This is a genomic window from Actinomycetospora chibensis (assembly GCF_028737215.1).
Classification (GTDB): Bacteria; Actinomycetota; Actinomycetes; order Mycobacteriales; family Pseudonocardiaceae; genus Actinomycetospora; species Actinomycetospora chibensis.
This window is the reverse complement of record NZ_JAQZAM010000001.1, coordinates 394,901-413,900: the sequence shown is the minus strand read 5'-3', so window position 1 is coordinate 413,900 and position 19,000 is coordinate 394,901. Positions and strand designations below refer to the sequence as shown.

Genomic DNA, 19,000 nt, shown 5'->3' with positions numbered 1-19,000 from the left:
GCTCCGAGGATGAGTCTCTCTCACCCCGCGTTCCGGAGGATGAGAGAAGTCTCTTCCACCCCCGGGAGAGCACTCGCGCAACGGGCGTGGAGGTCGGCATGGTCGGCGTCGCCGGTCAGCGCGTCCCCGCCGCGAAGGTCGGCCCACCCGTGCTGCCGACCGGGTTCGTCCCCCGGGACCACCTGAACGACCTGGTGGAGGCGGCGGCCGCGACGGCGCCGGTGACCACCTTGCGAGCCCACGCCGGCGCCGGCAAGACGCTGCTCCTCGCCGACTGGGCCCGGACGTCGCCCGTCGCGACGGCGTGGGTGTCCCTCGACCCGACCGACGACCGGCCGGGGCGCCTCCCCACCGCGGTGGCCCACGCCGTCGCCGCGTGCGTGCCCGCCCTCGCCGAGGCTCTCGTCGCGTCGTCGGACGGGCTCGCGGGCGACCCCGGCGACCCGCTGACCACCGGACGTCTGCTCGCCGTGCTCGACACGCTCCCGGACGAGGTCCGGCTCGTCCTCGACGACGTCCAGGAGCTCACCGACCCCGCGGTGCTCGACGAGCTGGCGGCGATGATCCGCTACCGGCCGGCACGCCTCCGTGTCGTCCTGTGCGGGCGGACTCCGCCGCCGGTGTCCCTGGCCCGCCTGCGCCTGGAGGGTGGCGTCGTCGACCTGCCCGGCGACCGGCTGCGCTTCTCGGTCACCGAGGCGACGTCGCTGCTGTCGCGGGGCGGGGCCCGGATGTCGTCGAGCCAGGTGGAGAGGGCGCACGCCCTGACCGGCGGATGGGCCGCCGGGCTCGGCCTCGTCGCGGCCGCCGCCCGACGGTCCGTCGAGGTGACCGGGCTCCTCGCCACGTTCCCGCGGGGCGAGCGCGCGACCGCGGCCTATTTCCGCGACGAGGTCCTGGGCGGGCTCTCCGAGGGCGACCGCACGCTCCTCGAGGACCTCAGCGTGGCGACCACCGTCGGGCCGTCGCTCGCCGCCGAGCTCACCGGGCGCGACGACGCCGTCCCGACCCTCGAGCGGCTCGGGCGCGAGACCTCGCTCGTCGCCGTCGACCCCGGCGACGGGCACGTCGCGATGCCGACGCTGCTGCGTGCGTGGCTCCGCGGCGAGCTCGATCGGCGGCCGGCCCACCTGGCCCGGCTCCACGTCCGTGCGGCCGAGTGGTCCGCGGCGAACGATCGTCCCGTGGAGGCCCTCGAACACGCCCGGGCGTCGGGTGACGACGCGCTCCTGGCCCGCCTGGTCCGCGGCTGGGCCGTTCCCCTCGTCCTCACCGGCGACCGCGAGCCGCTGCGCCGGGCCTGTGCGGCGCTCCCTCCCGAGACCGTGGAGGCCGACCCGGCGCTGCGCCTCGTGCTCCCGGCCCTGGACGGCGGCGTGGGGGAGGCCACCGCGGTGGCGCTGCGCGGCTCCCCGACGGAGGACGCGGCCGAGCTCCGCGCGCTCCGCGCCGTCGCCGACCTGGCGGCGGCCACCGTCGAGCCCGCCGACCCGGCCGGAGCCCGGGCACCCGGCGACGAGCGGACACCCGGCGACGAGCGGGCACGATGCGCCCGTGCCGCGGCCTGGGGCGCGCTGACCGAGGCCCTCGACGGCGCGACCCGACTCTTCGTCCTCCGGGACGGCGCCGGGGCGGTCCCCACGCTGGAGGCGGCGTCCGCCCGGGCCGCCGACCTCGGGCACCACCGTCTCGCCCGGCAGTGCGCCGCCCTGCTCGCGACGGCGGCCGTGATGGGTGGCGACGCCTCCGGAATGGTCCGGCACGGCCGGGAGGCGATCGCGGCCACCGCGGCCACCGCGGCGAGCGACCCGGGCGGACGGGACGGGTCGGCCTGGTCGGTCTCCGCCCGGTCGGCGCTGGCCTACGGGTCGCTCCTGCGCGGACGGCCGGACGACGCCCGCCAGCACGCGGCCGACCTCCTCGCCAGGGCCGATGACGGCCTGCATCCGGCCGAGAGGCTGCTCATGCACATCGTCCACGGCGCCGCCGACGTGGACGAGGGCCGGTTCGTCCACGGCCTCGAGGAGATGCAGGCGGCGCGCACCGCGTTCGCCGACCGGGAGCTGGTGGCCCCGCAGGCCGCCATGGCGGCGATCCTCGAGCACGAGACCGCGGTCGCGCTGGGGCGGCCCGCGCACGCCCGGGCCGTCCGGCGCTGGCTCGCCGCGCGCCTCGGCCCGACCGGCGAGGTCGCTCTCATGGACGCCCGCGAGGTCGCCGCGGAGCGGGGGCCCGGGGAGGGCGGGAAGGGTCCCCCGGAGCGGGGGCTCCGTCCGGTGCTCGACGGGTCGGCGCCGACCCTGCTCCCCGAGGCCGCCGTCGAGACGCTGCTGCTCGCCGCCGGTGAGGCCGAGCTGGCGCAGGACCGGGCCCACGCCCGTCGCCTCCTGGTCGACGCCCTCGACCGTGCCGCTCCGCTCGAGCTGGTGCGGCCCTTCACGCACGCCTCCGGGACGGTGCGGGAGCTCCTGGCGCACCAGGTCGGCAGCTTCGGCGCCGCCGATGGGTTCGCGCGCAGGGCACTGGCCGCGGGTGTCCGGGGCCGCTCGACCTGCGGGTCCGCCCTCAGCGACCGGGAGGCGACCATCCTGCGGCTCCTGCCCTCGTTGTCGACCACCACCGAGATCGCCGAGGACCTGCACGTCTCACCGAACACGATCAAGACCCAGGTCGGCGCGATCTACAGCAAGCTCGGGGTGAACGACCGGCGCGCCGCCGTCGTCGCGGCCTACGACGCGGGCCTGCTCGCCGACACCGAGGATCCCGGCCGGACTCCGGACGTCCTCCGGACCCCCGACCTCCTCCGGTCCGGGTGATGCTGCGCGGCGGGCATCCCGTGGATGGTTCCCGGTACCACGCACACAGGCTCCACGGCCTCCGGGAGGACCACGATGACCGACGACGCCAGCGAGATGGGCCCGATCGACTTCCTGGTGATGGAGTTCGACGGGGACCGGCTGACCGGCGAGAGCCTGCCGCTGCTGGTCGACCTGGTCGATCGGGGGATCGTCCGCATCCTCGACCTGGTCTTCGTCCGCAAGACCGGCGGTGTGGTCAGCACCCTGACGATCGCCGAGATCGACGCGGAGGAGGGTCTCGACCTCACGGTGTTCGAGGGCGCGTGGTCGGGGCTGGTCGACCAGGACGACATCGACGAGGCCGGCCGGGTCCTCGAGGACGGGCGGGTCGCCGTCCTCGTCGTCTACGAGAACTCGTGGGCCGCACCGCTGGTCGGTGCCCTGCGCCGCAGCGGGGCCCAGGTCGTCGCCGGGGGGCGCATCCCGGTCGACGCACTCGTCGGTGCCCTGGATGCGACCGAGTACGTCGCCTGACCGGCCTCACCCCACCAGCGAAAGGACCCTCACCATGCCCGGTCTTCTCCGCGGCCTCGCCCGCACCGCGATGGTCGCGGGCACCGCGACCGCCGTCTCCAACCGCGTCTCGCGACGCCAGGCGGGTCGGTGGGCGGCGCAGGAGTACCAGCAGCAGTCCTACCCCCAGCAGTCCTACCCCCCGCAGCAGGCTCCGCCGCAGCAGGCTCCGCCACAGCAGGCGCCCGCCGGTGGCGGGTACGACCAGGTGCTGGCGCAGCTCAAGGACCTGGGCGAGCTCAAGGCCCAGGGGGTGCTCAGCGAGGCGGAGTTCGAGACGCAGAAGCAACGCATCCTGGGCGGTTGACCGCGCGGCCTCTAGCCTCGTCCCAGGCGGACGAGGGGAGCGGACGGCGTGATCCCTCGGCGCAAGACGACCGTGCCGGGCGTGCCCCCCGACGTCGTGGACCGCCCGGAGCTCTTCGCGGGTTTCGACGCACCGGACGCGCCGGGTGTCGGCCTCGTCAGCGCGCCCGCCGGGTACGGGAAGACCCTCGCGCTCGCCGGGTGGGCCGCCGGCCACGCCCGGACCGCCTGGGTGTCGCTGGACCGTCACGACGACGCCCACCTGCTCTGGTCGGCGATCCTGGCGGCGCTGGTCCGGGACCCGGGGGCCCGCGCCGAGGTGCACGATCTCGCCCCGCCACGGGGAGCGGACGACCGGGACTTCCTCGCCCGGTTCTGCGACGCGCTCGACGTCCCGGACCCGCCGATCACCCTCGTCCTCGACGACGTCCACGAGGTCGGTGACGCCGCGGCGATGGGAGAGCTGCGGTCGCTCGTCCTGTACCGGCCCCGGGGTCTGCGGCTCCTGCTGTCGAGCCGCTTCGACCCCCCGCTGTCGCTCCCGCGCCTGCGGCTCGAGGGCCGGCTGTGGGACCTGCGGGCGGATCGTCTCGCCTTCTCGCCCGCCGAGACCGCCCTCCTCGCGGAGCGCGCCGGGCTGACCCTGTCCGCCGACGAGACCCGGCGGTTGCAGCAGCAGACGGGCGGGTGGGCCGCCGGCCTCCGGCTCGCGGTGCAGGCGATGCGGAAGGCGGAGTCCCCGGAGGCCTTCCTGGCGGCGTTCTCGGGCGACGACCGCTCGGTCGCCGACTACCTGGTGGGCGAGGTGCTCGACATCCTCCCGGCGCCCATCCGCGAGTTCCTGACCCTCGCGAGCATCACCGACCCGCTCCCCGGGGCGCTGGCCGTCGAGATCACCGGACGCGAGGACGCGGTCGAGGTCCTCGAGCGGCTGGAGCGCGAGACGTCGCTGTGCGAGGAGCTCGCCGGGGACCAGCACGAGTACCGCATCCTCGAGCTGCTCCGGACGTACCTGTTCGCCGAGCTCCACCGTCGCCGTCCCGTCCTGGCGGCCGAGCTGCACGGCCGTGCCGCGCGGTGGTGGGCCGCCCGGGATGCGCCCGTCGCCGCCCTGGAGCACGCCCGCCGTGGGGACGACCCCGCGCTGCTCGCGGAGCTGCTGGACCGGTTCGCGCTGCGTCTCGCCCTGACCGGGAACCACGCCCCGCTGCGCCGGGTCCTGGCGTCGGCCCCGGGGGAGGGCCCGCCGGGGGGAGCGCCGACGACCGCGGCCACCGCGCTGGGCACCGGCCTCGTCCTCGACGCCGAGGACCTCCGGACGCTGCGTGCGGCCGTCGCCGACGTGCTCACGGCCGGCTCGCCCGACGGCCCGGTCCTCGCCGTGCTGGAGGCGCTGGACCGGGGACTCGGCGATCTCCTCACCACCGACCTGGACGGCGCGCGGGACGGGCTGGAGGACGCGCTCGGGATCGCGTGCCGCCACGGTTTCGACTTCGCGGCCGTGCAGTGCCGGACTCTCCTCGCGTACGTCGCTGCGGTGCAGGGCGACCACGTCGGGGCGCGGACGCTCAGCGGCGAGGCGCTGGGGGAGGGCGTCGCCGCGCCGGCTCCCCGGGCACCGTGGGAGCCGTCGGCGTGGGTGACCCTCGCCTACGTCCTGCACGCCTACGCCGCGCTCCAGCAGGGCGATCCGGAGACCGCCCGGTCCTCGACGGAGACCGCGCTGAGCCGTCCGGTCGAGACCGTGGGGCCGACGCTGCGCTACGCCCTGCGGGTGGTGGGCGGCGCGGCCCGGACGGACGAGGGCGAGCCCGCCGACGGGCTGGCGGAGATCCGGCGTGCGCGCACCGAGCTCGCCGGACACCCGCTCCCGGCGCGCCTGGAGGCGATCGCCGCCCTGTTCGAGCACCGGGCGGCTCTGCGGCTCGGGCACCCGGCAGGCGCCACGGACGGGGCGAGCGGTCTCGCCGGGCGGGCCGGCGCATCGGCCGAGGTCGCCCTCCTCACCGCGTGGACCGAGCTCGACCGGGACCGCGCGGGCTCGGCCTCGGCCCGCGTCGCCGGGATCGTGGCGGGCACCCAGGTGCCGCTCCTGCCCCACGTCGTCGTCGAGGCGCAGGTGGTGCAGGCGACGGTGGACGTCCGGGCGGGGGACGTCGCCGCCGCCCGCCGCTGCCTCCGGGCCGCGCTGGCCACCGCGGGCCCGCTCGACCTGGTCCGGCCCTTCGTCCAGGCCGGCGAGGAGGTGGGGGAGCTGCTGGCGGAGCACCAGCAGGGGGACGAGCCCTTCGCCGCGCGGGTGCGCGCCGCTCAACGCACCGCGGGCGAACCCCCCGCGAACGCGCGCCTGACCGACCGTGAGCTCGCCGTGCTCGAGCTGCTCCCGAGCCTGATGTCGTCGGACGACATCGCCGCGGCGCTGAGCGTGTCGCGCAGCACCGTCAAGACCCACGTGCAGACGATCTACTCCAAGCTCGGGGTGCAGAGCCGTCGGTCGGCGGTGCAGGCGGCCCGGGCCCGGGGCCTCCTCTGACCGGGTGCCGTGCCGCTCAGGCCTCCTCCAGACCCTCGCCGAGGGCACGGATCGCCGGGTGGTCGTGGGCCTGGGCGAGGACGTGCCCGACCGCCAGGGCCGCGGCCACCGGCCACGCGACGACCTCGAGCGCGGCCAGGCCACCGAGAGCGGCGAGGAAGGCGAGGTTCCCGGTGGGAGGCCATCCGACCTTCCCGACGAGGGGCACGTCGACGTGCCACCCGGTGGCCGGGGCCGGGGTCGGGGCCGTGGTCGTGGTCGTGCTGTCGGGCGGTGCGGCGGTCATCGGACCTCCACCCGGGGGCTCCGGGCGCTCGTGGGCGGTCACTGGCGGGACGTCGCGATCCGCGCGACCTCGGCCGGGTCGATGAGGTGGCGATGGTCGTCCTCGCCGAGGTCGATCTGCACGACCTCGATCCGGCCGTTGAAGCGGCTCGCGGCGGCGTAGTCGGCACTCACCGGCATGCCGTAGTCGTCCCCGATGTCGGTGGTCTCCTCCGCGGAGAAGATCAACGGTTGCGTCTGGTCCACGCGCCCGCGGCCGACATCGCGGCCGTCGTAGTACAGCGTGACGTCCCCGCCCTTCGCGAGGCCGCCGCCGTCGTAGTCGAACTCGGCCCGCAGCTGGTGCCGGCCCGGGGGGATCTCCTCCTGCGCCTCGATCGTGTAGTACGTCATCCCGAGCAGGTTGTAGACGAACCGGGCGCGCCCGTCGACGACGTAGAGCGCCCAGCCGCCGAACCGGCCGCCCTGCGCGATGATCACGCCGCTCGTGGTCTCCTTCGCCGACGTTTCGATCGCCGCGGTGACCGCGAACGATCGGTTCTTGACGTCGAGGACGCTGTTCTCGCTCAGGCGCCTCATCCCGGGGAACAGCACCTGCGTCGTCCCGGTGACCAGCTGGGGGCGTCCGGCGATGGTGGCGTTGAGGCGTTCGTAGCGACGGTCGTCGATGGGCAGGACGTTGTACTTCACGGCCTCGATCAGCCACAGCCGCTGGAGCGCCGCGAGCCGCTCGGGCATCTCCCCGGCCAGGTCGTGCGCCTGGCTCCAGTCGGTGGAGCCGTCGTAGAGCTCCCACACGTCGTCGTCCAGGGCCGGCAGCTCCTCGTGCGGCAGCCAGGGGGTGCTGTGCCGGGTGACCGCGCTCCAGCCCTTGTAGTAGATGCCCCGGTTGCCGGCCATCTCGAAGTACTGCAGGTCGTGGCGCTCGGGAGCGTCGGCCTGATCGAAGCTGTAGACCATGCTGGTGCCCTCGATCGGCGACTGCTGCACGCCGTTGACGAAGTCGGGCTCCGGGATGCCGGCCGCCTCCAGCACGGTGGGCGCGACGTCGATCACGTGGCAGAACTGGGACCGCGTCCCGCCGCGGCTGCTGATGCCGGCGGGCCAGTGCACGATCGTGCCGTTGCGGGTGCCGCCCCAGTGCGAGGCGACCTGCTTGGTCCACTGGTACGGCGAGCACATGGCCCACGCCCACCCGACGGCGTAGTGGTTGTAGGCCTCCTTCGTGCCGAGCTTGTCCTTCATCGCCGCCATGAACTCCGGCGTCTCGATCGCGGCGAGACCGTTGAAGTTGGCCATCTCGTTGAAGGCGCCGTTGACCGTGCCCTCGGCCGAGGCGCCGTTGTCGCCGATGATGTAGTAGACCAGCGTGTTCTCGAGGGCTCCGATCTCCTCGAGCGCGTCGACGAGGCGCCCGACGTGGTGGTCGGTGTGCTCGAGGAAGCCGGCGTAGACCTCCACCTGCCGCTCCAGGACCGGCTTCAGCGCGGGGTCCATGTCGTCCCACGCCGGGATCGCGTCGGGCCGCTGCGTCAGGTGCGCGTCCGTCGGGACGACGCCGCTCTGCTTCTGGCGCTCGAGGATCGCCTCCCGCTGGGCGTCCCAGCCGTCGGCGAACCGGCCGGCGTACCGGTCCGCCCACTCCGGCGGCACGTGGTGGGGCGCGTGCGTGGCTCCTGGGGCGAAGTAGACGAAGAACGGCTTGTCCGGGGCCAGGGCCTTCTGGGTGCGCACCCAGTCGATGGCGTGGTCGGCGAGGTCCTCGGTGAGGTGGTACCCGTCCTCGGGGCCCCGCTCCGGCTCGATCGGCGTCGTGCCCTCGTAGAGGGCCGGGTAGTACTGGTTGTTCTCCCCGCCGATGAAGCCGTAGAAGTGCTCGAACCCGCCTCCGCCGGTCGGCCAGGCGTCGAAGGGCCCGACCGGCGACGTCTGCCACGGCGGCACCTCGTGGCACTTGCCGAACTGCGCGGTCGCGTAGCCGTTGAGCTTCAGCGTCGTGGGGATCGGTGCCTTCGTGTTCGGGCGCAGACCACTCGACCCGGGCGCCGAGGTGGCGGTCTCGGTGATCATCCCCATGCCCACGGAGTGGTGGTTGCGGCCGCTGAGCAGCGCGGCCCGCGTCGGAGCGCAGAGCGCCGTCGTGTGGAAGCGGTTGTAGGTCAGCCCCCCGCGCTGCAGCCGCTCGGCGGTCGGCATGTGCGCCGGGCCCCCGAAGGGGCTCCCGGCGCCGAAGCCCACGTCGTCGAGCAGGACGACGAGCACGTTCGGGGCCCCCGCAGGCGGGAGCAACGGCTCGATGGGCGGGAACGTCGTGTCCGGGTCCTTCGCGTCGTAGGTGAGCACCCCGAGGTGCGGGCGATCGGGGATCGGCAGAACCCCACGACGTGCGCCCCGCTCGTCCACCATGTCTCGATCCGCCCTCTGTCGTGACCGGGGCCCGGGGTCGGGCGACCCGGGCGAGCCCTCACGGTGCGGTGGGCCGCCGACGCCCGCATCACCCGCTGCGGAGGGGACCGCACGGGGACGGCGTCGGCTCGCGCCGCGTCGTCCCGAGTCATCTTCCGCGGGTGACGCGCGCGGGTCACCGTGGCACGACAGTGGCCTCCTCGCCCCCGCCACCCGACGGGAGCACGACGGAGCCGGCCCGACGCCGAAGCCGATGAGGAGAACGACATGACCGACGTGGACGGAGTGCAGAAGGAGGACCGGACCCCCACCTTCGGGGCACAGGCCGCGTATCTCAGGGAGCCGGCGTCCTACGGGCACGACACCGACGACTACTTCAGCGGGTGGGTCTCCTTCGCCGGGATCATGATGATCCTGCTGGGGGCCTTCCAGATCGTCGAGGGCCTCGTGGCGCTCTTCAGCCCGACCTACTTCCTGGTGGGCTCCGAGGGCCTGGTGCTCTCGCTGTCGTTCGCCGGCTGGGGCTGGGTGCACCTGCTGCTCGGCATCCTCATCCTCGCCGCCGGGTTCGCGGTGCTGGCGGGGAAGCCGTGGGGACGGTTCACCGGGATCGTGCTGGCGGGCCTGAGCGCGCTGGCCAACCTCGTGTTCATCGCCGCCTACCCGATGTGGTCGATCATCATCATCGCCGTCGACATCGCCGTCATCTACGCGCTGGCGACCGACCGACGCGGCTGGCAGACCTGACGACGGTCACTCCGGCTCACCCCGCCCCACCCCCGGCCGCTCCGGCGGCCGGGGGTGGGGCGGGGTCGCGTCGCGCCGCACCGGGTCTCACCAGGCGGCGCGGCGCCGGCCCGAGATCGCCTGCCGCGTCTCGGAGGAGACCTCGCCGCGCACCGCGTCGTGGACGAGGAAGACCTCGTCGAGCGGGGCGTCGGACAGCGCGGCGAGGAACTCCGGCAGGGCCACGCCGACCACCTGCAGAGAACCGCCGTCGTCGGCGAGCTCGGCGCGGGTGCGCGCGAGCACCGGGAGGAGGGCAGCGCTGTCCCACGAGGCGGTGAGGTCGACGGTCAGGACCCGGACCCCCACCGTGACCAGTCCCCGCACGGTGCCCGACACCTCGGTGACCTTCGCGCGGTCCACCTGACCCGTCACGACCACCGAGGGACGGTCACCGGAGTACTCGACCAGGACGCCGGCGGCCGCCGTGTCGTGCGGAGGAGGCGCCGGCTCATCGGCCGGCGAACCGGATCGTGCGTGGACACCGTGCGCCATGACCCCCCCGGGACCGTTCGCGTGGTACGGGTGCGACGCGGGGTCCGGGCGTGGGCTCGTCGTCAGCCTAGGCCTCGAGGTGGTCCGCCACCAATCCACTCGACACCGACGCGCAGCATGCAGCAATCCGCACGGACTCCGGTCCGCCCGATCTCCCCGACGATTCCCGTGACCTCACGGGGATCCCCGGGACGAGGGGTCGCGCGTCGCTTCCACATCACCGTCCGGGTCGTGACCCGTCCCGGCGCCCTCGGACCCACCTCGGACCAGCTCGGCGCCGAGGACGGCGGACAGGACCAGAAGCCAGCCGAGCACGACGAGCCATGAGATCACCGGGACGGCGACGCCGATCAGCCCGTACTCGGCCGCCGCGCCGGAGATGGCCGGCGGCAGGTATGTCGCGGAGAGGCCGAACACCGCGGCCTGACCGCACCCGTTGAGCGCGGCACCCGGCAGCAGGGCCCGCCACCCGACCCGTCCGCCGACCAGGATCCGGAGGACGGGCCACCACAGCAGCGTGGCCACGACCGCGTTGGCGACCAGCGCGAGCACGACGTGGCCGTCGAGGACGGCGAGCAGCGGTCCGACCATCACGAGCGCCGCGAACACCAGGATCAGCGCCGCGGCGGCCAGGAACCCGCGCCCCAGGCCGCGGAGTCCGCCCGGCGGGAGCTCCCACGCCGAGACGTAGGTGCGCTGCAGGGCCCGGGTGAAGCCCAGGACCGACAGCACGAGCAGGGCGCCGCCGACGATGGTCAGCGGCTGGACCGCCGGTGGGCGCGTGACCAGCGCCGTCAGGGCCGCGGCCGCGTCGCCGGTCACCCCCAGAGCGGCGATCACCTCGGGCCCCACCGAGGTGCGGATCGGGCGCGGGGACAGGGCGGACACGGCGACCAGCACCGGGATCAACCCCGCGAAGGCCTGCGCCGCGAGCGCCAGCGCCCGGTCGTACCCGTTGATCGCCATCATGCGCCGCGACACGCGCAGGACCAGCCCGCTCTCGTGACGGGCGACCACGACGCCGACCCGCCGGCGGGTCCTGCTGACTCCGGTCTCCACGCGCCCCCCGTCCGGGACGTCGTCCCCTGCCTCGGGCATCGCACACAGCGTGGCCATCGGCGCGGCGCGCGGCGTCACCCGCAACAGATGAATCCCGGTGGGGCGGAATCATCTGTTCCAGGTGATGTGAGGTCGCGCCCTCTGCCCACACTCAGGGGCATGACCACACCGCTGGAAGGCGTGGGGCCCTCAGCGGACCCACTCGCACCCGCTCACACGCCGCCGTCCAACGGTCGGCACCGCACGAAGCGGGAGTCCGCACCCGTGTCGCCCGGGGGCTTCCCCCGCGGGCTGACCCTGTTGCTGGGCATCGCCGCCGCCGTCATCGCGGTGGCCGGGATGCGGGCCACCGCCTGGCTGATCGGACCGCTGTTCCTCGCGTTGATGATCGTGATCGCGGCGCACCCGGTGCAGCGGTGGGCCCGTCGGCGGGGGTGGCCCGTCTGGGCCGCCACGCTGACGCTGATCGTCGTCGTCTACGCCGGACTGCTCGCCCTCGCCGCGGTGCTGTTCGTCTCGGTCGGCCAGCTCGCGACCGTCCTGCCCACGTACAGCGCCCAGTTCGACGCCATGGTGAACGGCCTCAAGCAGACACTCGCCGGGTTCGGGGTCGGGCCCGCCCAGATCCAGTCCGCCACCCAGGGCATCAGCTTCAACTCCATCGCCGGCCTCGTCGGCAACGTCCTCGCGGGGGTCTCGAGCCTGGCCAGCGTCATCGTGCTCATCCTCGCGCTGCTGCTGTTCTTCATCGCCGACGCCGCCACCTTCGACAAGCGGCTCGACAGCATCGCCGGCGACCGCCCGCACATCGTCGGTGCCCTCGACACCTTCGCCCGCGGCACGCGCAGCTACCTCTTCGTCACCACCGTGTTCGGCGGGATCGTCGCGGTGCTCGACACCATCGCCCTCGAGATCATGGGCGTACCGCTCGCGATCCTGTGGGGGGTGCTGGCGTTCATCACCAACTACATCCCGAACATCGGCTTCATCTTCGGGCTCATCCCGCCCGCGATCCTCGCGCTGCTCACCGGCGGCTGGTCGCTGTTCATCCTCGTCATCGTCGTCTACTGCCTGCTCAACGTGATCATCCAATCGTTCATCCAGCCCCGCTTCATCGGCGATTCGGTGGGCCTCTCGGCGACCGTCACCTTCGTGACGCTGCTGTTCTGGGCCTGGGTGCTGGGTGGGCTCGGGGCGCTGCTGGCCGTCCCGCTGACCCTGCTGGCCAAGGCCCTGCTCGTCGACATCGACCCGGGCGCGCGGTGGGCCGACGCCCTGCTCCGGTCCGATCCGGGGGACCCGGAGGAGGAGGACGAGGCCGACGAGGTCGCCGGTGAGGCCGACGAGGTCGTGCCTCCTCCGGAGAAGGTCACCTCGTGACGGGCGGTGACCCGGGGGCCGTGGGGTGACCACCGCCCACACGCTCCCGCGCAGGCGGGCCGCGGTCGCGCTCGTCCGGGCGTTGATCTACGCCGTCCTGATCGTCGTCGTGTTCTACGTCGTCCCGCTGCGGATGACCGTCGACGTCGGGACCCTCCTCCGGCTGGTGGCCGGGCTGGCCCTGCTGGGAGCGCTCATCGCCTGGCAGGTCCGGGGGATCGCGCGGTCGCCCTACCCGTCGCTGAGGGCCTTCGAGACCCTGGCGGTGGCGCTCCCGCTGTTCCTGATGCTGTTCGCGGCGACCTACACCGTCCTGTCCCAGGTGGACCCCGCGTCGTTCTCCGAGTCCCTGTCGCGCACCGACGCGATCTACTTCACCGTCACGGTGTTCGCGACCGTCGGCTTCGGGGACATCGCGCCGGTGTCGACGGTCGCCCGCGTCGCGGTGACCGTCCAGATGCTCGCCAACCTGCTCCTGCTGGGCTTCGTCGTGCGGGCCGTTCTCGACGCCGTCGAGCGCGGCCGCGGTCGCCTCAACAGGACGGCGCCGTGACGACCGGGCTCATCCGCCGGCGGGCAGGTCCTGCATCCCACCGACGACGAGGGACACCTCGACCGCGACGTCGCCGTAGCCGGCCCGGTCGAGCTCCTCGCGCAGCAGCGCGAGGTCCGGGCCCGGAGGAGAGCCGACCGCCTCGATCCGGACCGCGTCCGCGGTACCCGCCACGGTCACGATCTGCCAGGAGCGGCCGGCCGCCCACTGCTGGGCCACCGGTCGCACCCCCGCAACCGTGGTGGTGCCGCGGTAGACCTGGTAGCTGCCCGCCGCGAGCGGCACGGCGACGAGCACCACGAAGCCCGCGACGACCGCGATCGTCCCGCGCCCGAGGCGGCCGACCGGGCGGCCGGCCGCCTCCGCGGCCGGCCGGAGCCGGTAGGCGAGGAGCAGACCGGTGCCCGTGGCGACGATCGCCGCGACGTTCGACGCGAAGAGCAGCAGGGCCCCGAGGGCCTGGCCGGGCTCACCGGACTCGAGCGTCAGCCCGACGACGGCCAGGGGCGGGACGAGCGAGATCGCGATCGCGACCCCCGGCAGCGTGTCCGAGACGTCGTCGCGGACCAGGGCGAACGCGCCCACCAGGCCGGTCGCCAGGGAGGCGACCAGGTCGATGAGGTCGGGGCTGACCCGCGAGGCGACCTGGGAGTTCGTGGCGGCGACCACCGGCTCCGGCACGAGCAGCCCGAGCAGGAAGCCGAGCGCCACCACGAGGGCGGCGCCGGCGAGCACGGTGGTGACGCCGCGCAGGATGCGTGACCGGTCGGCGAGGACGACGGCGAGGGCCGTGCCGAGGATGGGGGTCATCAGCGGCGCGACGATCATCGCCCCGATCACCGTGGCGTCGGAGTCGGCGACGACCCCGGAGCCGGCGATGATCGCCGCCAGGGTCAGCAGCACCCAGAAGGCCGACTGCTTGCGGTGTCCCTCGAGGAAGAGCCGGTCGGCCATGCGATCGATGTCCGCACCCGACACCGCCACCACGCGCATCGCTCCAGCGTCGGGGGCGCGCACCACCGACCGCTTCCCCCGTCGCGGAGGAGACGCAAGGGCGGGTCCGCCGACTCGTCCCGACCTCGTCCCGACCTCGTCCCGACTCATACCGACGAGGTGATGTCAGGCGGTGGGGCCCGGCCGAGAGTCGCTGTCGGACGGTGGTGCGCCCGACCGGCACCGCGCGGCTCGACGACGAGGAGGAAAGACCGATGGCGACTCTGACCGCGGTGAAGTTCCCGAAGGCGACAGGAGCGGACGAGGCCTTGGAGATCCTGGAGCGACTCCAGCGGGAAGGGTCGATCGTCGTGCACGACGGTGCGATCGTGTCGTGGGAGGAGGGGGCCAAGAAGCCCAAGACCCGCCAGCTGAACAACCTCACCGGCTCGGGCGCCCTCGGCGGCGGCTTCTGGGGCCTGCTCTTCGGGCTGATCTTCTTCATCCCGATCCTGGGGCTCCTCGTGGGTGCCGCGATGGGCGCGGCGGCCGCGTCGATGGCCGACGTCGGGATCGACGACGACTTCATCAAGGAGGTGCGGGAGAAGGTCACCCCCGGGACGTCCGCGCTGTTCGCGCTGACCTCCGACGGGGTGCGGGACAAGGTCGCCGAGGCCTTCCGCGGCGTCGACGCCGAGCTCCTGCACACCAACCTCTCCACCGAGCAGGAGGCCCAGCTCCGCGAGGTCTTCTCCGACGCGCACGCGGTCTGAGGGAACGGTCCGGCACCGGGAGAGAGGACGTGCGAGGTGGCCGCTGAGGTCGCGCACCCGGCGAGCGCGGACGGGCCCGCCGACCCGATGGCCGTCCTGCGCTCGCGTCCCTACCTCGGGATGCTGGGGCTGGCCGCCGCGCTCGGGGTGCCGATCTCGGCGCTCGCCTACGGATTCCTCCTCCTGACCTCGGCGCTCCAGACCTGGGCGTTCACCACGGCACCCCTCGCGCTGGGTTTCGCGGCCCCGCCGCTGTGGTGGCCGCTCGTCCCGCTCACGATCGCCGGCGTGCTCGTCGCCCCCGTGATCCGGTTCCTGCCGGGCCACGGGGGCGAGTCGCCGGCCGACGGCTTCCACGCCGGCGGTTTCCCGGCGGGGCGTGACCTCGGCGGGATCGCCGCCGCGGCGCTCGCGAGCATCGGGCTCGGCGTGGTCGTCGGACCGGAAGCGCCGCTGATCGCCGTCGGGGGCGGGCTCGCCGTGCTCGCCCTCCGCACCGCCCGCCGCGGGAACGTGCCCGCGAGCGTCGCGTCGGTGGTCGCGGCGACCGGCAGCTTCGCGGCCGTGAGCACGCTCTTCGGGTCCCCGCTCGCCGCCGCCTTCCTCATGATGGAGGCGGCCGGGCTCGGGGGCGCCACGGCGACGATGGTGCTGGTCCCCGGCCTGCTCGGGGCCGGGATCGGCTCCCTGGTCTTCGTCGGTCTCGACTCGTGGACCGGCTTCGGCACCTTCTCCCTCGCCGTGTCCGACCTGCCGGCCGCGAGCTCCCCGACGGTGGCCGGGATCGGGTGGGCCGTGGTGGCGGGTGCCGTGGCGGCCCTGCTCTGCTGGGTGATCCGCGACGCCGCTCTCCGGATGAAACCGCTGGTCGTCCGGCGCGCGCTGCTCCTGATCCCCGCACTGGGCCTGGCCATCGCCGCGCTCGCCATCCTCTACGCCGGCGTCACCGGCCACGACGTCGGCGAGGTGCTGTTCTCCGGGCAGGACGCGCTGGGCCCGCTGCTGCGTGACCCCGCCGCGTACGGCGTCGGTGCGCTGCTGCTGCTGATCGTGTGCAAGGGACTCGCGTACGCCGGGGCGCTGGCCGGCTTCCGCGGCGGGCCCACGTTCCCGGCGATGTTCATCGGGGCCGCCGGCGGCACCGCGCTGGCCCACCTGCCAGGTCTCGACGCCCTCCCCGGGGCCGCGATCGGCATGGGGGCGATGACCGTCGGGATGCTCCGCCTGCCGCTGACCTCGGTGCTGCTGGCCACGCTCTTCCTGGGAGCCGACGGCCTGACCGTGATGCCGCTCGTGATCGTCGGGGTGGTGGTCTCCTACGTGGTGACGCTCCGGCTGCCCGACCCCGGCCCCCGGGTCGCACCCGCCCCGGAGGCGACCTGATTCATCTCCGCCGGGTGACCCGCGTCCGGGCGCGGGACGCGACGCTCGTGGAGCGCCGGACCTCTTGGCGCGGGACCCCGGGTGAGGCCGGGAGAGGAGTCGACGATGCCGCTGGATGACGCGGAACGGTCGGTGCTCGCGGAGACCGAACGGGCCCTGGCCGCGGACGACCCCTCCTTCGCGCGCCGATGGCACCGCGCGTCGGGTCGGGGCGGCCGCGCGGCCCGGATCCGGTTCGCCGTCCTGGTCGTGGGGCTGCTGCTGATCGTCGGTCTGCTGTGGCTGGGGCTGCCGGGTCAGTCGCTGATCATCCTGCTCCTGACGGTGGGGGTCCTGGTGGGGGTCGGATGGCGTCCCCGGCTGCCCCGGGCCCTCCGTGAGGAGCTGACACCCCCCGGACCGCGGGCCCCGGACCCCGGTCCCTGAGCACCCGGCCAGCGAGAGGCGATCATGCTGCTCTTCATCTACGTCCGGCACATCCGCCGCTACGCCCACGACGTCCCCTGGGTCCACCTGGGCGTCGCCCTGTTCGGGAACATCGCGTTCGTCATCGGCAGCCTGTTCTTCCTGTCTCCCGCCCTGACCCGGGCCGGCACGTGGCTGTTCGTCGTCGCGTCCTGGGGCCTGCTCGTCGGCGTGATCGGCGAGATCCTCGCGCGGTACGAGTCCCGGCAGCGTGCTCGGGCGGTGGCGGCGGCGGTCGGTACCGACCCCGTGTGAGGACCGACCGTGTGAGGACCGCACCGAACCTGCTGGTCCTGCTCCGGGTGATCGCGCGCCTGCCTCGGGAACGGCTGCCCCTGCGACGTGCCGTCCGCCCCGCGCTCCTACCCCACCACCCGTCATCTGATGCGGGTGATGCGGGGGCGGAGAAGTCGGCCGACCGTGGGTGCACCGAATCCACTGGAGGTCCCTCTTGTCCTCACATCCGGAACACCTCGTCAACACCCGCCTGCTGATGGGTGGGGTCGTGCTCACCGGCATCGGCAGCGCGATCGCCACCCTCGGTCTGGCCCTCGGGAGCGCCGCCGTGATCGGCGCCGGCCGCCGCTGGCAGCAGCGCACGGAGATGACCCCCGCCCAGCTCGCGAAGCACGCGATCGGCGCTGCCCAGGCCGCGACGAACGCCGGCTACGGCGCGTGGCGCGGTCCACTGGCGGTCCCGGCCCAGCGGTCGTCGAGCGAGCGGGCTGTGTCGCCGGTGTCGTGAGGCGGGCGCGTCCCGTCAGCGGGGCGCGCCGTCGGGCCGCGGGGCGTCGGTGGCGATCGGGGAGCCGGCGCCCGCCGCCACGGCCTCCTGCACCGGGAGGGTGTGGGTGGTCGCGGCGGCCGCCGCGGCGTACTCGGCGATCGCCGGCCCGCGCCGGGCGCGGCGGCGAGCGAGGACGGCGAGGACGATCCCCGTGGCCGAGAAGATGGCCAGAGCCAGCGAGGCGGCCGCGAAGCCGCTCGCGAGCGCGTCCTCCGGCGACTCGCCGGCCCCCTGGCGGGCCAGCCCGATGTTGCCGTAGATCCCCGCCGCCACGGCGGTCATCACCGCGCCGCCCACGTAGCGGGCCATGTTCGAGATGCCGGAGGCGGCGCCGACGTCGGCGGGGGAGACGCAGGACGTCGAGATCGCGGAGGCCGGTCCGTTGGACAGTCCCAGCCCGACGGCGATCGCGAGGAGCGGCAGGACGAACGTCGCGTAGGTCCAGCTCGGCTGGACGAACACGAGCACGACGAAGCCCCCCGTGAGGAGCAGGAACCCGGCCGAGATGATCGGTCGGGTGCCGAACCGCCCTGTCAGCGGCGTGATCGCGGGGGCGACGAGGATGACCAGCGCCGCCACCGGCAGCGAGGCCAGACCGGCCGCGAGGCTCGACATGCCGAGGCCGGCCGGGTCCTGGAAGTACAGGCTCATCAGCAGGCCGAGGGCGGCGATCGCGCCGGCGCCGATGAGGATCGCGAGCGTCGAGCCGACCAGGGCGAGGTTCCGCAGCAGCCGGAGATCGACGAGTGGGGCGGGCACCCGTCCCTCGACCACGACGAAGCCCACGGTGGCCGCCACCGAGACGGCGAGGCAGGACAGGGTCGGCACCGAGACCCAGCCCCAGTCTCCGCCCTTGGTCATGGCGAACACGAACGGCACGAGGATCCCCGCGATGAGGGCCGTCCCCGCGACGTCGACCGTGCGGGGCCGGTCCGGGTCGGACGACTCCTGCACGGTGCGCAGCGTGAGCGGCACGCAGGCGAGGGCGATGGCGGCGTCGATCCAGAACAGGCCCTGCCACCCGGTGGCCTCGTCGAGGAGACCGCCGACCAGCGGGCCGGCGGCCGCGCCGGCCGCGGCGGCGGCGCCCCAGAGCGCGACCCCACGCATCTGCTGGGCCCCGGACGACGCGACCGAGAGCAGGCTCAGGCCGCACGCCAGGATCGTCGCGCCCGCGGCTCCCTGGATGACGCGGCCGATCACCACCATCGCGCCCGATCCGGCCAGGGCGATCAGCGCGCAGGACGCGATGAAGAGGGCCAGCCCGGCGAGGAACACCCGCCGGCGCCCCAGGATGTCCCCGAGCGCCCCGGACGTGACGATCACCGCGGCCCCCACCAGGAGGTAGCCGGTGACGGCCCACTGGAGCAGCTCGATGGAGGTGTCGAGGTCCGCCGCGATCGACGGCAGCAGGATGCTCACGGCAGAGGTGTTCGCGTTGACCACGAACGTCGAGACGCAGGCGACCGTGAGCACCCCCCGCCC

At 74.3% G+C, this 19,000-nt stretch carries 18 protein-coding genes; 12 read left to right on the top strand and 6 right to left on the bottom strand.

Going from position 1 to position 19,000, the window contains the following annotated elements; translation table 11 throughout:
• Positions 1-98: 98 nt before the first annotated feature.
• The 4 genes from PH189_RS02105 (at position 99) to PH189_RS02090 (ending at position 6,210) form a co-directional block, all read left to right on the top strand.
• Complete coding sequence (locus PH189_RS02105) at positions 99-2,816, top strand: helix-turn-helix transcriptional regulator (protein WP_274187078.1); 2,718 nt, start codon at positions 99-101, stop codon at positions 2,814-2,816.
• A gap of 75 nt (positions 2,817-2,891) precedes the next feature.
• Complete coding sequence (locus tag PH189_RS02100; RefSeq protein WP_274187077.1) at positions 2,892-3,332, top strand: DUF6325 family protein; 441 nt, start codon at positions 2,892-2,894, stop codon at positions 3,330-3,332.
• A gap of 34 nt (positions 3,333-3,366) precedes the next feature.
• On the top strand, positions 3,367-3,678 hold the full coding sequence (locus PH189_RS02095) for an SHOCT domain-containing protein (RefSeq protein WP_274187076.1): 312 nt from the start codon (positions 3,367-3,369) through the stop codon (positions 3,676-3,678).
• 81 nt (positions 3,679-3,759) lie between these two features.
• Positions 3,760-6,210, top strand: coding sequence for a winged helix-turn-helix domain-containing protein (locus PH189_RS02090; protein WP_274187075.1), 2,451 nt, complete (start codon positions 3,760-3,762; stop codon positions 6,208-6,210).
• A 16-nt stretch (positions 6,211-6,226) separates the two neighbouring features.
• Here PH189_RS02090 and PH189_RS02085 read toward each other — a convergent pair whose 3' ends face one another.
• Complete coding sequence (locus PH189_RS02085) at positions 6,227-6,496, bottom strand: hypothetical protein (protein ID WP_274187074.1); 270 nt, start codon at positions 6,494-6,496, stop codon at positions 6,227-6,229.
• 38 nt (positions 6,497-6,534) lie between these two features.
• On the bottom strand, positions 6,535-8,901 hold the full coding sequence (locus PH189_RS02080; protein ID WP_274187073.1) for an arylsulfatase: 2,367 nt from the start codon (positions 8,899-8,901) through the stop codon (positions 6,535-6,537).
• A 267-nt stretch (positions 8,902-9,168) separates the two neighbouring features.
• Here PH189_RS02080 and PH189_RS02075 point away from each other — a divergent pair, with 267 nt between their 5' ends.
• Entirely contained in the window at positions 9,169-9,648 is a 480-nt protein-coding gene (locus PH189_RS02075; protein ID WP_274187072.1) for a DUF7144 family membrane protein, read from the top strand.
• An 87-nt stretch (positions 9,649-9,735) separates the two neighbouring features.
• Here PH189_RS02075 and PH189_RS02070 read toward each other — a convergent pair whose 3' ends face one another.
• Positions 9,736-10,068 carry a hypothetical protein gene (locus tag PH189_RS02070; RefSeq protein ID WP_274187071.1) on the bottom strand — a complete coding sequence of 111 codons (333 nt, stop codon included), beginning with the start codon at positions 10,066-10,068 and terminating at the stop codon, positions 9,736-9,738.
• A gap of 288 nt (positions 10,069-10,356) precedes the next feature.
• Positions 10,357-11,280 carry a YhjD/YihY/BrkB family envelope integrity protein gene (locus tag PH189_RS02065; protein WP_274187070.1) on the bottom strand — a complete coding sequence of 308 codons (924 nt, stop codon included), beginning with the start codon at positions 11,278-11,280 and terminating at the stop codon, positions 10,357-10,359.
• Positions 11,281-11,505: 225 nt separating this feature from the next.
• Here PH189_RS02065 and PH189_RS02060 point away from each other — a divergent pair, with 225 nt between their 5' ends.
• Both PH189_RS02060 and PH189_RS02055 read left to right on the top strand, forming a co-directional pair.
• The gene (locus PH189_RS02060; RefSeq protein WP_274187069.1) at positions 11,506-12,621 is read left to right on the top strand and encodes an AI-2E family transporter; all 1,116 of its coding nucleotides are present in this window, start codon (positions 11,506-11,508) and stop codon (positions 12,619-12,621) included.
• Positions 12,622-12,646: 25 nt separating this feature from the next.
• The gene (locus PH189_RS02055; RefSeq protein WP_274187068.1) at positions 12,647-13,174 is read left to right on the top strand and encodes a potassium channel family protein; all 528 of its coding nucleotides are present in this window, start codon (positions 12,647-12,649) and stop codon (positions 13,172-13,174) included.
• Positions 13,175-13,183: 9 nt separating this feature from the next.
• On the opposite strand, the gene PH189_RS02050 is transcribed toward PH189_RS02055, so the two are convergent.
• Complete coding sequence (locus PH189_RS02050) at positions 13,184-14,167, bottom strand: TIGR00341 family protein (RefSeq protein WP_274187067.1); 984 nt, start codon at positions 14,165-14,167, stop codon at positions 13,184-13,186.
• A 215-nt stretch (positions 14,168-14,382) separates the two neighbouring features.
• Here PH189_RS02050 and PH189_RS02045 point away from each other — a divergent pair, with 215 nt between their 5' ends.
• The 5 genes from PH189_RS02045 to PH189_RS02025 all read left to right on the top strand — a co-directional run bounded on the left by PH189_RS02045 (position 14,383) and on the right by PH189_RS02025 (position 17,473).
• Positions 14,383-14,880 carry a DUF1269 domain-containing protein gene (locus PH189_RS02045; RefSeq protein ID WP_274187066.1) on the top strand — a complete coding sequence of 166 codons (498 nt, stop codon included), beginning with the start codon at positions 14,383-14,385 and terminating at the stop codon, positions 14,878-14,880.
• A 36-nt stretch (positions 14,881-14,916) separates the two neighbouring features.
• A complete protein-coding gene (locus PH189_RS02040; RefSeq protein WP_274187065.1) occupies positions 14,917-16,263 on the top strand; it encodes a chloride channel protein in 1,347 nt (448 codons plus the stop codon).
• 105 nt (positions 16,264-16,368) lie between these two features.
• Positions 16,369-16,689: a DUF3040 domain-containing protein gene (locus PH189_RS02035; RefSeq protein ID WP_274187064.1), complete on the top strand. Its 321-nt coding sequence runs from the start codon at positions 16,369-16,371 to the stop codon at positions 16,687-16,689.
• A gap of 24 nt (positions 16,690-16,713) precedes the next feature.
• Positions 16,714-16,983, top strand: coding sequence for a YrhK family protein (locus tag PH189_RS02030; protein WP_274187063.1), 270 nt, complete (start codon positions 16,714-16,716; stop codon positions 16,981-16,983).
• A 196-nt stretch (positions 16,984-17,179) separates the two neighbouring features.
• On the top strand, positions 17,180-17,473 hold the full coding sequence (locus PH189_RS02025; protein ID WP_274187062.1) for a hypothetical protein: 294 nt from the start codon (positions 17,180-17,182) through the stop codon (positions 17,471-17,473).
• 15 nt (positions 17,474-17,488) lie between these two features.
• Here PH189_RS02025 and PH189_RS02020 read toward each other — a convergent pair whose 3' ends face one another.
• Positions 17,489-18,991, bottom strand: a complete 1,503-nt coding sequence (locus PH189_RS02020; RefSeq protein ID WP_274187061.1) for an MFS transporter — start codon at positions 18,989-18,991, stop codon at positions 17,489-17,491.
• Positions 18,992-19,000 lie beyond the last annotated feature (9 nt).

Coding starts and splice junctions, on each gene's coding strand:
- PH189_RS02080 (WP_274187073.1), bottom strand. CDS start 8,901: ATGGTGGACGAGCGGGGCGCACGTCGTGGGGTTCTGCCGATCCCCGAT.
- PH189_RS02100 (WP_274187077.1), top strand. CDS start 2,892: ATGACCGACGACGCCAGCGAGATGGGCCCGATCGACTTCCTGGTGATG.
- PH189_RS02035 (WP_274187064.1), top strand. CDS start 16,369: ATGCCGCTGGATGACGCGGAACGGTCGGTGCTCGCGGAGACCGAACGG.
- PH189_RS02065 (WP_274187070.1), bottom strand. CDS start 11,280: ATGCCCGAGGCAGGGGACGACGTCCCGGACGGGGGGCGCGTGGAGACC.
- PH189_RS02095 (WP_274187076.1), top strand. CDS start 3,367: ATGCCCGGTCTTCTCCGCGGCCTCGCCCGCACCGCGATGGTCGCGGGC.
- PH189_RS02050 (WP_274187067.1), bottom strand. CDS start 14,167: ATGCGCGTGGTGGCGGTGTCGGGTGCGGACATCGATCGCATGGCCGAC.
- PH189_RS02030 (WP_274187063.1), top strand. CDS start 16,714: ATGCTGCTCTTCATCTACGTCCGGCACATCCGCCGCTACGCCCACGAC.
- PH189_RS02045 (WP_274187066.1), top strand. CDS start 14,383: ATGGCGACTCTGACCGCGGTGAAGTTCCCGAAGGCGACAGGAGCGGAC.
- PH189_RS02085 (WP_274187074.1), bottom strand. CDS start 6,496: ATGACCGCCGCACCGCCCGACAGCACGACCACGACCACGGCCCCGACC.
- PH189_RS02105 (WP_274187078.1), top strand. CDS start 99: ATGGTCGGCGTCGCCGGTCAGCGCGTCCCCGCCGCGAAGGTCGGCCCA.
- PH189_RS02075 (WP_274187072.1), top strand. CDS start 9,169: ATGACCGACGTGGACGGAGTGCAGAAGGAGGACCGGACCCCCACCTTC.